At 74.5% G+C, this 14,148-nt stretch carries 12 protein-coding genes; 3 read left to right on the top strand and 9 right to left on the bottom strand.

Annotation, left to right across the window (positions count from 1 at the left end):
- Positions 1-20: 20 nt before the first annotated feature.
- The 8 genes from LQ327_RS30990 to LQ327_RS30955 form a co-directional block, all read right to left on the bottom strand.
- Positions 21-635 carry a prepilin peptidase gene (locus LQ327_RS30990; protein ID WP_230740125.1) on the bottom strand — a complete coding sequence of 205 codons (615 nt, stop codon included), beginning with the start codon at positions 633-635 and terminating at the stop codon, positions 21-23.
- Positions 636-729: 94 nt separating this feature from the next.
- A complete protein-coding gene (locus tag LQ327_RS30985; RefSeq protein WP_230740123.1) occupies positions 730-1,599 on the bottom strand; it encodes a shikimate dehydrogenase in 870 nt (289 codons plus the stop codon).
- A gap of 1 nt (position 1,600) precedes the next feature.
- Positions 1,601-3,511 (bottom strand): endolytic transglycosylase MltG, encoded by a 1,911-nt coding sequence (locus LQ327_RS30980; protein WP_230740121.1) that lies wholly within the window; start codon positions 3,509-3,511, stop codon positions 1,601-1,603.
- Complete coding sequence (gene ruvX / locus LQ327_RS30975) at positions 3,508-3,978, bottom strand: Holliday junction resolvase RuvX (RefSeq protein ID WP_372460794.1); 471 nt, start codon at positions 3,976-3,978, stop codon at positions 3,508-3,510. The genes LQ327_RS30980 and ruvX overlap by 4 nt, the downstream gene beginning before the upstream one ends.
- Positions 3,975-6,671: an alanine--tRNA ligase gene (gene alaS / locus LQ327_RS30970; RefSeq protein ID WP_230740118.1), complete on the bottom strand. Its 2,697-nt coding sequence runs from the start codon at positions 6,669-6,671 to the stop codon at positions 3,975-3,977. The genes ruvX and alaS overlap by 4 nt, the downstream gene beginning before the upstream one ends.
- Before the next feature lie 183 nt (positions 6,672-6,854).
- The gene (locus LQ327_RS30965) at positions 6,855-7,172 is read right to left on the bottom strand and encodes a hypothetical protein (RefSeq protein ID WP_230740115.1); all 318 of its coding nucleotides are present in this window, start codon (positions 7,170-7,172) and stop codon (positions 6,855-6,857) included.
- A complete protein-coding gene (locus tag LQ327_RS30960) occupies positions 7,169-7,570 on the bottom strand; it encodes a DUF948 domain-containing protein (protein WP_230740113.1) in 402 nt (133 codons plus the stop codon). Before LQ327_RS30960 ends, LQ327_RS30965 begins: the two co-directional genes overlap by 4 nt.
- 212 nt (positions 7,571-7,782) lie before the next feature.
- On the bottom strand, positions 7,783-9,192 hold the full coding sequence (locus LQ327_RS30955; RefSeq protein ID WP_230740110.1) for a replication-associated recombination protein A: 1,410 nt from the start codon (positions 9,190-9,192) through the stop codon (positions 7,783-7,785).
- Positions 9,193-9,731: 539 nt separating this feature from the next.
- On the opposite strand from LQ327_RS30955, the gene LQ327_RS30950 reads away from it, so the two are divergent.
- Genes LQ327_RS30950 through LQ327_RS30940 form a run of 3 tightly spaced genes read left to right on the top strand, consistent with a single transcriptional unit; the run spans position 9,732 to position 12,780 of the window.
- A complete protein-coding gene (locus LQ327_RS30950) occupies positions 9,732-10,211 on the top strand; it encodes an Lrp/AsnC family transcriptional regulator (protein WP_230740108.1) in 480 nt (159 codons plus the stop codon).
- Positions 10,211-11,371 carry an aminotransferase class I/II-fold pyridoxal phosphate-dependent enzyme gene (locus tag LQ327_RS30945; RefSeq protein ID WP_230740104.1) on the top strand — a complete coding sequence of 387 codons (1,161 nt, stop codon included), beginning with the start codon at positions 10,211-10,213 and terminating at the stop codon, positions 11,369-11,371. The genes LQ327_RS30950 and LQ327_RS30945 overlap by 1 nt, the downstream gene beginning before the upstream one ends.
- Positions 11,368-12,780 (top strand): MFS transporter, encoded by a 1,413-nt coding sequence (locus LQ327_RS30940; protein ID WP_230740101.1) that lies wholly within the window; start codon positions 11,368-11,370, stop codon positions 12,778-12,780. Before LQ327_RS30945 ends, LQ327_RS30940 begins: the two co-directional genes overlap by 4 nt.
- Here the strand turns inward: LQ327_RS30940 and LQ327_RS30935 are convergent.
- Entirely contained in the window at positions 12,777-14,033 is a 1,257-nt protein-coding gene (locus LQ327_RS30935) for a hypothetical protein (protein WP_230740099.1), read from the bottom strand. The two genes, LQ327_RS30940 and LQ327_RS30935, sit on opposite strands and share 4 nt — an antisense overlap.
- Positions 14,034-14,148 lie beyond the last annotated feature (115 nt).

Genomic DNA, 14,148 nt, shown 5'->3' with positions numbered 1-14,148 from the left:
CCACGTCGCCCGCCCGGCCCTCACCCTCCGGCCAGGAGCACCACCCAGCTCACCGTGAGCAACGCCGGTCCGAGCGGTCCGGACCGGACCCGCCGCACCCGCGCCAGCACCAGGACCACCAGCGCGGCACCGACGGGAGCCGCCGCGACGGCCCACCACCCGGTCGCCGCGAGCGGCCCGCCGAGCGCGGCGGCGAGCTTCACGTCGCCCCCGCCCAGGGCATTCGGAGCCACCAACGCCACCACGGCGTGCAGGCCACCCAGCGCGAGCGCGCCGCCGAGACCGGCCCCCAGCGCACCGGACGGGATCAACGCCACCAGGCCGAGCCCGAGCGCCGGCACGGTCAGCACGTCCGGCAGCCGGCCGGCCACGACGTCGGTCGCCGTCCCCGCCACGGCCGACACGGACACGACGAGCAACACCGGCACCCGGGCCGGCGCCACCAGACCGACCACCGCCGCCGTCGCCACCATGCCGCACACGAAGGCCGTCCCCAGCTCGCACCAGCCGCGCGGCACCAGCACCGGCCGCCGTACCCGCGTGAGGACGGCACGCACGCCGGCGCCCACCAGCGCCCCGCCGGGGAGCGGGAGGAGGACGCCGAGCACGACGTCGAGCAGGAGCGATCCGGTCACGACGACGAGCCTGCGCGGCCCGCCCTCCGCGGGTCACGTCCCGCCGGCCGGCCTGGGGACAACTCGCCACCCCGGTGCCGGTGGGGACGGACGACTACGGCGAACGGACCTCGAAGCCCGTCGCTCGGACCAGCGCCTCGTGCATCGCTGCACGCGGCGCCGGCTGCCCCGTGAACTGCTCGACCTGCCCGAACGCCTGGTGCAGCAGCATGTCCAGCCCGGTCGCGACCGCGAGCCCGCGACGCCCGGCGGCGGCGGCCAGCGGTGTCGGCCAGGGGTGGTAGACCGCGTCGAGCACCACGGCCCAGGACGGCAGGGCGTCGACCAGCCGGGAGGCCAGCGCGTCGTCCACCGAGCCCGCCGGGGTGGTGTTGATCAGCGCCTTCGCGGAGGCGAGGTCGGCGTCGACCACCTCGTCGAACCGGATCGCGCGGCGGTTCATGCCGTAGGCCCGGGCCACCTCGAGGGTGTCGGCCGCCCGGGCGGGGTCGCGGACGATCACCGTGACGGCCTCGTTGCCGAGGTCGTAGAGCGCCCCGACCGCCGCCGACGCCGTACCGCCCGCCCCCAGCAGGACGGCGTCGACCGTCCCGGCCGCGATGCCCGGGACGCTTCGGACCCCGGCTCCACGCAGCGCACCGGAGACACCGTCGACGTCGGTGCAGTCCGCGACCCACCCGTCGTCGGCCCGGACCAGCGTGTTCGCCACCCCGAGATGCCGTGCCCGCCACGACGCCGAGGACGACACCGCGAGCGCAGCCTTCTTCCCGGGCATCGTCACCGAGAGCCCGACCCACCCGTCGTCGAGACCCGTGACCAGCCCGGGGAGCGTCTCCGCGTCGCACTCGACGCGCTCGTAGGTCCAGCCGGCCAGCCCCAGGGCCTCGTAGGCGGCGCCGTGCAGCACCGGGGAGAGCGAGTGCGCCACCGGCGAACCCAGCACCGCGGCCCGGCGACCGACCATCTCAGTAGGCCCCGCGCTGCTGCGCGAGCCGCCGGTTGGCGTCGTGCTCGGCCGGCGTCACCGCGAAGCACGACGCCCCGTCCGGTTGGCACTTCACGAAGTAGACCCAGGCACCCGGGTCGGGAGTGAGCGCCGCCTTCAGCGCCGGCGGGGACACCGCCCCGATCGGCGTCGGCGGCAGCCCGAAGTTCAGGTAGGTGTTGTACGGCCCCGGCGCGGCCCGGTCGAACGGCGTGGTCAGCAGCGTCTGCCGGTCGAGCGGGTAGTTGATCGTCGAGTCGAGCTGGAGCCGCATCGGGATCGGCAGCCGGTTGTAGACGACGCGGGCGATCTTGCCGAAGTCCTGTTCGATGCCCTCCCGCTCGGCGAGCGACCCGACGATGAGCGCCTGGTACGGGCTCACGTTGTTCGACGCGGCCTGGCTGACGATCCCGCCGTCCTCCAACCGGCTCGCCGACGCCCGCACCACCGAGGTGAGCGCGGTGGTGGCGTCGGAGCCCGGCGTCACGTCGTAGGTGCCGGGCGCGACGAGGCCCTCGAGCCGGCGCTCCGGGACGGCCTGCCGGACGTCGGGCAGCGCCCAGTCCGGCACGCCCAGCCTGGCCGGGTCGGTGGTCGCCATGGTGCGGCGGAGGTCGTCGACGGAGGCGCAGCGGCGGGCGCCGGAGTCCTCGACGACGCAGGTGGCCGCGGAGATCAGGGACAGGACGCCGGGCACGCGCGCCGATCCGACGCCCGCGGTGTCGTCGAGCTGAGTGCCGCCGCGGACCTCCATCCGGCCCAGCCGGGTGCCGGGGTCGAGCATCCGGCTGACCGCGGCGGCCGCGGGCATCCCCCGCTGCATGTCGTAGAAGCCGGGCTGGATCCCGCGCCCGCGCGGGTCGTCCTCGGCGGCGTTGCCGAAGCCGCGCGCGGAGGCGACGACGCCGTCGGTGACGAGGGTCTCGCCGATGTCGCGGGTCGAGTCGCCGTCGCCGACCTGGATGACGACGTGGCCGGTCCCGGGGCCGGCGAAGTCCGGCGGGAAGAACACACCCCAGAGGTTGTGGGCGAAGAAGGCCCCGCCCGCGAGGGCGAGCACCAGGAAGCCCGCGATGATCGGCCAGACCAGGCGCCGACGACGACGGGTGCCCTCCGAGACGGGGTCGGGCTCGTCGGAGGACAACGGCACGAGCCCACCGAGCGCGTCGCCGTCGTCGCCACCCTCGTCGTCATCGGGTTCCGACGGCGGGACGGGCTGGGCGGGCGCCGGGGCGGTCGGCTCGGAGTCCGTGGTCCGCGGCCTGGGACCCCCGGACGCCGCGGACATGGTCGCCCCGGACGCGGCGGCGGACACGGCGGCCCGGGCCGCGGCCCCCCCGGGCGGGCGCAGCTCCGCGGGTCGGGCGCGTGCGGCCATCGCCGATCGTGGCGTCCGGTTCGCGGGCGCCGGGAGCGGGATGCGCGACGGCGTCGTGGGGACGCCGGTGATGGCGCCCGCGTGGTGGATGGTGTCGGTGACGGCGTCCTCCGGGTCCACCGACGGCTCGGTGGACCCGGTCGGGTGCGCCGTCGCGGCGGCCTGGGTCCGGCTGGTCGCCGGAGCGGGCGCGGCGGCCCGGGCAGGTCCGGTGGCCTGGTCGGGGCGGGCCACCGGAGCCGGTCCGGTCGGCGCCGCGGCGGACTCCGGTTCCGCGGGCTTCGCCGGCGCGGCGGGGCGCTCCCACTCCGGGGCAGGCCGCCGCATCCCTCGGCCACGCCGCGGCACGGCCGCTCGCCGGTCGTCGGCCGGGCGGCCGTCGTCCGAGGGCCGGGCGCCGCGCCCGGCCCCGCCGTCGTCGTCGGGACCCGACGCCCGCTCCCCGGACCCCACCGAGACCGTGGACATCGACACCAGGCGCTTCCCGCCGCCGGGGCGGTGGGGGCCGGTCACGGGGACGCCTCGTCGGGCTCGCGACGACGGGCGTCGAGCCAGGTCTGGAGGATCTCGACAGCGGCCGCCTGGTCGATGACGCGTCGCTGGGCGCGGCCCTTGACGCCGCGGTCGGAGAGCATCCGGGTGGCGGAGACGGTGGTCAGCCGCTCGTCGGCCAAGGTCACGGGGAGGTCGGTGACGGAGTGCTCGGCCAGCACCTCGCGCAGGTCCTCGACGTAGCGCCGGGCCGCCTGCGCCGCCGGGCCCTCGCGCCCGGCGAGGGTGCGGGGAAGGCCCACGACCACCTCGACCACCTCGTGCTCGGCGACGAGCTCCACCAGCTGGTCCAGGTCGGACCACGTCGTCTCGTCGCGATCGAGCGTAACGAGGGGGGTGGCGAGGGTCCCGGCCGGATCGGAGAGGGCGACGCCGACGCGCACCGCGCCGACGTCGACCCCGATCACCCGGCCGGGTGCCACGCTCAGGCGCCCGCCGTCCCGGCGACCTGGTGTCGGAGGGCGTCGATGGCCGCCCCGATCCCGGCGTCCATCCCGGCCGGCCCGCCGTCCGGGGAACCGCCGCCCTGGGCGAGGTCGGCCTTCCCGCCGCCGCGTCCCCCGATGGCCGGGGCGAACGCCTTGACGAGGTCGCCGGCCGCCAGCCCGCGGTCCCGGGCGGCGGCCGTGGTGGCCACGACGAACGCCACCTTCTCGCCGTCCGGGGCGAAGAGGGCGACGACGCCGGGCCGGTCGCCCAGCCGTCCGCGGACGTCCGAGGCGAGCGTGCGCAGGTCGCCGCCGCCCACGCCGTCGGGCGTGCGAGACGCCACGAGCGCGATCCCGCCGACGTCGTCGGCGCCGTCGGCGAGGGCCCCGGCCGAGGCGAGCACCTCGCGCGCCCGGACGTTCTCGAGCTCCTTCTCGGCGGTGCGCAGCCGGTCGACGATCCCGGCGATGCGCTCGGGCAGTTCGTCGGGCTGGGCCCGGAACTGCTCGGCGAGCTGGTTGACCAGCACGTGCTCGCGGGCGAGGAACCGGAAGGCGTCGATCCCGACGAGGGCCTCGACGCGGCGTACCCCGGACCCGACGGACCCCTCGGACAGCAGCTTCACCAGGCCGAGCTGCCCGGCCCGGCCGACGTGCGTGCCACCGCAGAGCTCGCGGGAGTAGTCGCCGACCTCGACGATGCGCACCGCGTCGCCGTACTTCTCGCCGAACAGCGCGACGGCGCCGAGCTTGCGGGCCTCGTCCATGCTCGTGACGAAGGCGCGGACCTCGTCGTCGCCGAGCAGCACCGAGTTGACCTCGTCCTCGACGTCCGCGAGCACGGTCGTCGGAACCGCGCCCTCGGGCGAGGTGAAGTCGAACCGCAGCCGACCGGGGGCGTTGAGCGACCCCGCCTGGGCGGCCGAGTCGCCGAGGGCCTTCCGCATCCCGGCGTGCACCAGGTGGGTGGCGGTGTGCGAGCGCGAGATCGCGGCCCGCCGGTCCATGTCGATCTGGGCGGACACCGGGGCGTCGCGGGTGATCTCGCCGTGGAGCACGCGGCCGAGGTGCACCGAGAGCCCGGGCACGGGGGTCTGCACGTCGGTGATCTCGACGGTGAACCCGTCGCCGAAGAGCCGCCCGGTGTCGGCCTGCTGGCCGCCGCCCTCGGCGTAGAACGGGGTCCGGTCGAGCATGACCTCGACGTCGTCGCCCTCGGTGGCGGCCGGTACCCCGACGCCGTCGACGACGAGCCCCACCACCGAGGCGTCCGCGCGCTGGTCGGCGTAGCCGAGGAAGTCGGTGAGCCCGGAGCGCTCGAGGATCTCGCGGTAGGCGGTGGCGTCGGCGCCGCCGTGCTTGCGGGCGGCGGCGTCGGCCTTGGCGCGGGCCCGCTGCTCGTCCATCAGCTCGCGGAACGCGCCCTCGTCGACCGACAGCCCGGCCTCGGAGGCCATCTCGAGCGTGAGGTCGATCGGGAAGCCGTAGGTGTCGTGCAGGGCGAAGGCGCTCGAGCCGGGCAGCACGTCCGACCCGCCGGCCTTCGTCTCCGCCACCGCCGACTCGAAGATCCGCGACCCGGTGGCCAGCGTGGCGAGGAAGGCCTCCTCCTCGCGGCGGACCACGGCGGCGATCCGCTCGTAGCTCGTCGCGATCTCCGGGTAGGACGGGCTCATCGCGTCGCGGACGATCCCGACGAGGTCGACCAGCACCGGATCGGTGATCCCGAGCAGCCGGGCGTTGCGCACCACGCGGCGCAGCAGCCGCCGCAGCACGTAGCCGCGGCCCTCGTTGCCGGGCACCACGCCGTCGCCGATGAGCATCGTCCCGGTGCGGACGTGGTCGGCGATGACCCGGAACCGGACCCCGTCCTCCGGGGTCCCGTCGTCGTAGGAGTGTCCCGAGAGCTCCACGACGCGGTCGATGACCGGTCGCACGAGGTCGGTCTCGTAGACGTTGTCCACGCCCTGGAGCAGGAAGGCGACCCGCTCGACGCCGAGTCCGGTGTCGATGTTCTTCTGCGGCAGCTCGCCGATCGGGGCGGCGCCGTACTTCGGGCTCTGCTCCCCCCGCACGTCCTGCATGAAGACGAGGTTCCAGATCTCGAGGTAGCGGTCCTCGTCGGCGACCGGTCCGCCCTCGACGCCGTACTCCGGCCCGCGGTCGTAGTAGATCTCCGAGCACGGCCCGCCGGGACCGGGGATGCCCATGTCCCAGTAGTTGTCCCGGCCGTCGCGGCGCTGGATGCGCTCGGCGGGCAGGCCGATGACCTCGTGCCAGATGCGCTCGGCCTCGTCGTCGTTCTCGTAGACGGTGACCCAGATGCGCTCCGGGTCGAAGCCGTAGCCGCCGTCGTCCTGGGAGCGGGTGATCAGCGCCCAGGCGTGGCGGATCGCGCCTTCCTTGAAGTAGTCACCGAACGAGAAGTTGCCCGCCATCTGGAAGAACGTGTTGTGCCGGGTGGTGTGCCCGACGTTCTCGATGTCCCCGGTGCGCACGCACTTCTGCACCGAGGTGGCCGTCGCCCAGGGCGGCGGGGCCTCCCCGAGGAAGTACGGCTTGAACTGCACCATCCCGGCGTTGACGAACAGCAGCGTCGGGTCGTCGAGGATCAGCGAGGCGCTGGGGACGGGGGTGTGGCCGGCGTCCTCGAAATGGGCGAGGAAGCGTCGACGGATCTCGTGGGTCTGCACGGTGTCCTGCTCGTGGTGTCAGGAGCGGCCGGATCCGGCCCGCTCCGGGGCGTCTCCGGGAGGCGTCATCCATGATCCCGCGTGCGCCGGGGTCCGGGGGCGTCGGGGTGGTGCGCACGCCCGCCCGGACTCCGGGATGGCGTGGGTGCGGGGGCGCCGCAGCGACGGATCGGCGTGCCGGGCTCAGCGGCCCGCGGCCCCCCGCCGAGGCGCTCGGGTGTGACGCGCGGCGGGCGTCGGCTCCGGGGCGGCGGGCACGGCCGGGCGCACCGGGATGTTCGTCGACTGCTCCACGTAGGAGTACAGCTCGTCCTCGCGCTCGGACATTCCGGCGCGGACCTCGGCGCCGAAGGCCCCGAGGCCGGCTCCGAGCTCGCGCAGGCCCTCGCCGAGGCTGGCGCCCACACCGGCCGGGCTGGCGCGGTGGGCCGCCTGGGACACCTTGCGGGAGGCGCTGACGCCGACGGCGACGCCGACCCCCATCCAGAACAGTCGCTTCATCCCCGGGTACTCCGCTTCGATCGCTTGGCCTTGGCAGGCGGCGCGTTCTTCAGTTTGCGGTTCTGGCTCGCCTTGCGCAGCCCATAGGACACGGCGGCGACCTTCACCAGCGGGCCACCGAGCGTGGCGGTGAACAGCGAGCTCAGCGCGCGGGTGTTCGCCGCGACGGCCTGGGCGCTGGCGGTGACGCCGTCGACGCGCTCGAGCTGGGTGTTCACCGTGGTCAGCGTGACCTGGGCGTCGTCCAGCAGCGGGGCCGAACCCTCGTGGGTCTTCCGGATGGCGATCGTCGCCTCGTCCAGCGTGCGCCCCAGCTTGATCAGGGGTACCGCCAGCAGCAGCACGAGGATCACGAACGCCGCCGCGGCGATGATGGCCGCGATCTGCCCGACCGACACGGTCACTTCCCCTTCGGCTGGGATCCAGGGTCTCCGCTGACAGGGCCGGGACGAACCGGGCGCGCCGTGCGGTGGCGGAAGGCTACCCGGATGACCATGATCGCCGCGCTCCGCCCCGGGGGGCAGGCACTAGCCCTGTCGGCGGACGGTCGGGTACGCAGGGTGCCCGGTTGATCACGGGTCGTACGGCTCAGGGACTGGGCCCGACCGACTCAGCCGCGGACGACGTCGCGCAGCCGTGCGAGACGCTCGGCGATCGCCCGCTCCTCGCCCCGCCCGCTGGGCTCGTAGTAGTCCCGGCCGACCAGCTCGTCCGGCGGGTACTGCTGCGCGACGACGGCGGCCCGCTCGTCGTGCGGGTACCGGTACCCGACGGCGTTGCCGAGCTTCTGCGCCCCGGCGTAGTGCCCGTCGCGCAGGTGCGGCGGCACCGGTCCGGCGGCCCCGGTGCGGATGTCGGACATCGCGGCGTCGATCGCGGTGATGACGGCGTTCGACTTCGGCGCGGTCGCGAGGTGGATCGTCGCCTGCGCGAGCGCGATCCGGCACTCCGGCAGGCCGATCAGCTGTACGGCCTGCGCGGCCGCGGTGGCCGCCTGCAGCGCCGTCGGGTCGGCGAGCCCGACGTCCTCGCTGGCGTGCACGACGAGGCGCCGCGCGATGAACCGCGGGTCCTCCCCCGCCACGATCATGCGGGCCAGGTAGTGGAGCGCCGCGTCCGGATCCGAGCCGCGGATCGACTTGATGAACGCCGAGATGACGTCGTAGTGCTGGTCGCCGGCGCGGTCGTAGCGCACCGCCACCTCGTCGACGACCTGCTCGACGACGGCGAGGGTGATCTCGCCGTGCTCGTCCGTCACGGCATCGGCGGCCGCCTCGAGGGCGGTGAGGCTGCGGCGGCCGTCGCCCGCGGCCAGGCGGACCAGGTGTGCGCGGGCCTCGTCGGTGAGGGTGACGGTGCCGCCGAGGCCGCGGTCGTCGGCGACCGCGCGGTCGAGCAGGAGGCCGACCGCCTCGTCGTCGAGGGCGTGCAGGCCGAGGACGAGGCTGCGGGACAGGAGGGGCGCGACGACGGAGAAGCTCGGGTTCTCCGTGGTGGCCCCGACCAGCAGGACGACCCGGTCCTCCACCGCGCCGAGCAGGGCGTCCTGCTGGGTGCGGCTGAAGCGGTGGATCTCGTCGATGAACAGGACGGTGCGTCTCGGGTCGGAGGCGGCGAGGCGTCTCCGCGCGACCTCGATGACCCCGCGGACCTCCTTCACCCCGGCACTCAGCGCGGAGAGCGCCTCGAACGAGCGGCCGGTGGCCTGCGAGATGAGCCGGGCGAGCGTGGTCTTGCCGGTGCCGGGCGGGCCGTGGAGCAGGACCGACGCGGGTGCGGCGCCCTCGACGAGGCGGCGCAACGGGGCGCCGGGCGCCAGCAGGTGGTCCTGGCCGACGACCTCGTCCAGGCTCGCCGGGCGCATCCTGACGGCCAGCGGCGGGCGGGGGCCCTCGCCGGTCGGGGCCGGGCGGTCCTCGACGACGCCACGCGTGACCGGACGCAGGTCCTCCTCGGCGGGACGCTGCGCCGGCTCGGGAGGCGCCACGTCGAACAGCGCCCCGTCGGCCTCCTCGCTCACGGGCCCTCCTCGCTCACGCACCCGACGCTACTGGTCCGCACCGACACCGCAGGTCGGCCGGGCTCGGTGGGTTCTGAGCGAGGGGCACCTTCGCTCGAATAGATCGGGCGAAGGGCCCCTTCGCCCAGAACGACGGCCGGCCTCTGACCATGATCACGAATCGGGCGGCAGTGTGATCGCTGAGCGAGCACCGTGCCGCCCGGATGTGGATCACCGCTGCCGGCCGCGCCCCCGTTCTGAGCGAGGGGCCCCTTCGCTCGGGTCGGCCGGAACATGATCGCGAACCGTGTGAGCAAAGGCCCTCGGGACCGAACGGTCCGTCACGCTCGTCGTGATCACGGTCGGCGACGGTCCGCGGGGAGCCACAGTCCCGGCTGGACGGCCGGGTTCGGCGAGACCCGGCGTCCTGAGCGAGGCCTTTCTGAGCCCGGCGTTCTGAGCCAGGCGTTCTGAGCGAAGGTGCCCTTCGCTCGAACTATCCGAGCGAAGGGGCCCTTCGCTCAGAACGACGGAGCGCCTGCCGGATAGGGTCGGTGCTCATGCGGGAGATCCTCACGGTGCTCGAGGCGGACGCGCACGCGAGCGTCGAGCGCATCGCGACCCTGACCGGGATCGACGAGGCCAGCGTGCGCGAGCAGATCGCGGCGTGGGAGGCCTCGGGCGTGATCCGGAAGTACAAGACGGTCGTCGACTGGGACCGCTTCGGCGACCAGCGGGTGACCGCGTTCGTCGACGTCACCGTGGCGCCGGAGCGCGGGCGCGGGTTCGACGACGTCGCCGAGCGCATCGCGCGGTTCCGGGAGATCCGGGCGGTGCACCTCGTGAGCGGCGCTCAGGACCTGCGGGTCGAGGTCGAGGGCGAGTCGATGAAGGAGGTCGCGGACTTCGTCGCGCAGAAGCTCTCCGGCGTCGAGCGCGTCACCGCGACGAGCACCCACTTCCTGCTGCGGCGCTACAAGGACGACGGCCAGCTGCTGATCGACCCCGAGCCCGACCAGCGTCTGTCGGTGACCCCCTGATGGCCCCTCCCGCCAAGCCGTTCTCGGAGGTCGTCAAGACCGTCCCGCCGTCGGGCATCCGCAAGTTCTTCGACCTCGCGCAGAGCATGCAGGGCGTCATCTCGCTCGGCGTCGGCGAGCCGGACTTCCCGACGCCGTGGAGCGCCCGCGAGGCCGCGATCCACGCCCTCGAGCACGGCGCCACGACGTACACGAGCAACTCCGGCCTGCTCGAGCTGCGCGAGGAGGTCTGCTCCGACCTCGCCGACCGCTACCGCGTGCGGTACCGCCCCGAGGACGAGTGCCTGATCACCTCGGGCGTCTCGGAGGGCCTCGACCTGACGCTGCGGGCGCTGCTCAACCCCGGCGACGAGGTGATCGTCCCGGAGCCCTGCTACGTCGCCTACGCGCCGTGCGTGGCGTTCGCGGGCGGGACCCCGGTGCCCGTCGCCCTCGACCCGGCCGACGCCTACCGGCTGGACCCGGCGCTCATCGGGGCCGCGGTCACCGGGCGGACCAAGGCGATCCTGTTCGGGTCGCCGTCGAACCCCACCGGGTCCGCCCAGAGCGCCGACGACCTCCGAGCCCTCGCCGCCCTCGCCGTCGAGCACGACCTGTGGCTGCTCTCCGACGAGATCTACGACCGGCTGACCTACCAGGGCACCCACACCCCGGCGTCCGCCGCGGACGGTGCCTGGGAGCGGACGGTGCTGCTCGGCGGGTTCTCGAAGTCGTACGCGATGACCGGCTGGCGGGTCGGCTACGTGTGCGCGCCCGAGCCGTTGGCCGCGCTCATGCACCGCATCCACCAGTACACGATGCTCTGCGCCCCGCACATGTCCCAGATCGCGGCGCTCGAGGCCATGCGCACCGCCCAGGACGAGGTCGAGGACATGGTCGCCGACTACGACCGTCGCCGTCGCCTGTTCGCCAAGGGCCTCGACGAGCTCGGGCTGACCTGCCCGGAGCCGGGTGGCGCGTTCTACGTCTTCCCGTCGATCCGCACGACCGGGATGAGCTCGGAGGAGTTCGCCGAGGGTCTGCTCACGCAGGAGAAGGTGGCCGTGGTGCCGGGCGGCGTCTTCGGGCCGTCGGGCGAGGGCCACGTCCGGTGCTCGTACGCGACCGCGCTCCCCCAGCTGGAGCAGGCACTGGAGCGCATCGCCCGCTTCATCTCTTGAGGGCGCTCCGCCGCTCGCGTCCCGACGACGAGGCTGCCGAGGCCTTCGATCGCCGGCTGATCCTGCCGATGATCCTCGGCGCGATCCTCAACCCGATCAACTCGACGATGCTCGCCGTCGCGCTGATCCCGATCGGGGTCGCGTTCTCGGCGCCCGCGTCGGAGACCGCGTGGCTGGTGACGGGGCTCTATCTCGCGACGGCGGTCGGGCAGCCCGTCGTCGGGCGGCTCATCGACCTCTACGGACCGCGGCGGCTCTACCTGGTGGGGTCGGTGCTCATCGGCGTCGGCGGCGTGCTCGGGACACTCGCGCCGGCGCTCGGCGTGCTCGTCGTCGCGCGGGTGCTCATCGGGTTCGGGACCTGCGCCGGCTATCCGGCCGCGATGCACCTCATCCGCTCCGAGGCGCAGCGCACCGGGCGGGACAGCCCGCAGACCATCCTGACGATCCTCGCCGTCTCCACCCAGACCGTCGCCGTCATCGGGCCCACCCTCGGCGGCCTGCTCATCGCCGTCGGGGGCTGGCACGCGACCTTCGCCGTGAACGCGCCGCTCGCCCTCGCGTGCCTGGCGCTCGGGGCGTGGCGGCTCCCCCGCGAGCCGCTGGCCGACCGCAGCACCCGCACCGGGCTCGCGTCGCGCATCGACCTCGCCGGCATCGCGCTGTTCACCGTCGCGCTGGTCGCGCTGCTGCTCTTCCTCGTCCACCCGGAGTCCTGGCTGTGGTTCCTGCCGGTGATCGCGGTCCTCGCGGCGGCCGGCCTGGTGTGGTGGGAGCTGCGGGCGTCGTCGCCGTTCCTCGACCTGCGCCTGCTCGGCGGCAACGGGCCGCTGCTCGCGACCTACGCGCGTTCCCTCCTCACCGCGGTGTCGTCGTACTCCCTGCTCTACGGATTCACGCAGTGGCTGGAGGAGGGATCCCCCGACGACGGCGGGCTGGGTCTCGACCCGTCGCTCGCCGGGCTCGTGCTCCTGCCGGTGTTCGGCACCGGGATCCTCGTCTCGACGCTCACCGGCCGGCGTCCCGAGATCCGCGGGAAGCTGCTCGTCGGGGCGGTCACGCAGGTGGTGGTCGCCGGGCTGCTGCTCACCCTCGGGCCGTCGAGCGCGGTGTGGGTCGTCGTCGTGGTCGCCCTGGTGGCCGGGGTGCCGCAGGGCCTCAACAACCTCGCCAACCAGAACGCGGTCTACCACCAGGCCACACCGGAGCGGATCGGCTCCTCGGCGGGCCTGCTCCGGACCTTCTACTACCTGGGCGCGATCGTCGCCTCGACCGCGGGCGGGGTCTTCCTCAGCCCGCGCGCCGACACGCCGGGCCTGCACCACCTCGCCTGGTTCATGATGGGCGCGGCGGTGCTCTTCGTGGTCGTGACGCTGGCCGACCGCTCCCTGGGTGCGCCGCGCACCTAGCGTCCGGAGCACTTCTTGAAGGCCGGGAACGGCGGCAGCGGCTCGTCGCCGCCGTAGGGCTCGAGGGCGGTGACGACGGCGTCGGCGAGGGCCATCGGGGCGTCCTCCCGGTGGCGCTCCGCGTCGGTGCGCAGCCGGCGCCAGTAGCTCGCGAGCACTGCGGCGGCGTACTCGGTCGGGCGTCCGACGACGACCTGCTCCGGTCCGGGCCCATGCCCGACGACGCTCGGGAGCAGCGAGCGGGTGCACACCCACACCCAGAGCGTGGTGGCGGCCAGGTGGCGCGGCCCGGAGACCGTCGGGTCGGCGAGCTCGGGCCACACGCCCGCGACCTCCGACTGCCATGAGGCGTGCATCGCCTCGGCCATGCCGGTCGGCAGGACGGCGGCTCGGCCCCAGCCCGGGAACGGCAGCCGGACCGACGCGGCGGTCAGCGCGACGTCGCGGAAGCAGCCCCACTCGAAGTCCAGGAAGCGGGCCCCGGCCCCGGTGAGCAGGCAGTTGTCCGGGGAGACCTCGGACGGGCTGAACGCGCGGTACTCGGTGCCCCCGAGCAGGCTCGCCGCCGACCGGGCGTGCGAGACCGCCGCCGGCGCGGCCTCCACCCGCAGCAGGTGCGCGAGCAGGTCGGGCACCTCGGCGAGGGCGGAACGGGCGTCGTCCGCGAGCGGGTCCCGCCAGTGCCGGACGCCGGAGCGGCGCAGCAGGGCCCCGAAGTCGCCCTCGCGGGCCGCCGTCACGGCCTGCAGGGTCCCGAGCGCGCGCGTGGCCCCGAGCAGGGCGCGCTCGGCGGCCTTGGGGTCGTCCCCGTCCAGCTTGTCGGCGAGCGTCGAGCAGCGCCCCAGGTCCTCGAGGACCAGCAGGCGCCGCTCGGGATCGTTCGCGTAGAGGGTCGGGGTGGCCCGGTCCTCGGCGGGCAGCGCCGTGAAGAGCTGGCAGCTTGCCGCCTCGTACGGGAACGGGTCGGTCCGGTCGGTGCCGTCCGCCGGACCCGGCGCGCCCACGTAGTGCTTCACGACCAGGGAGCGCGGCAGCGAGAACGGGTTCTCGGACACCCGCACGCGCACCACCCGCGAGCGGGTGCTGCCGCCCAGATCCTCGGCGTCCGCGAGGCGGACCTGCGCCCCGCTGCGACGGGTCAGGAGCTCCTCGGCGAGGGCCACGGTGCGGTCCAGCGCCCCGTCCTCGTGAGGGTCGCCTGGAGCGTCGGACGGGGAGGGAGCACCGGATTCGTCGGCCGTCAGCGGGGTCATCAGACGATGGACCCTACCGTCCACCACGTCTGCTACTCGCGAGTAATAGGAACGTGACGAACTCGGAATCGATGCACGTCCGCGTTCGGACGAACACGGGGCGGTGTCAGCAGGT

Source organism: Actinomycetospora endophytica, from assembly GCF_021026375.1.
In the GTDB taxonomy this organism is placed as follows: Bacteria; Actinomycetota; Actinomycetes; order Mycobacteriales; family Pseudonocardiaceae; genus Actinomycetospora; species Actinomycetospora endophytica.
The sequence above is the reverse complement of the archived record's forward strand: the minus strand, read 5'-3'. Positions and strand labels throughout refer to the sequence as shown.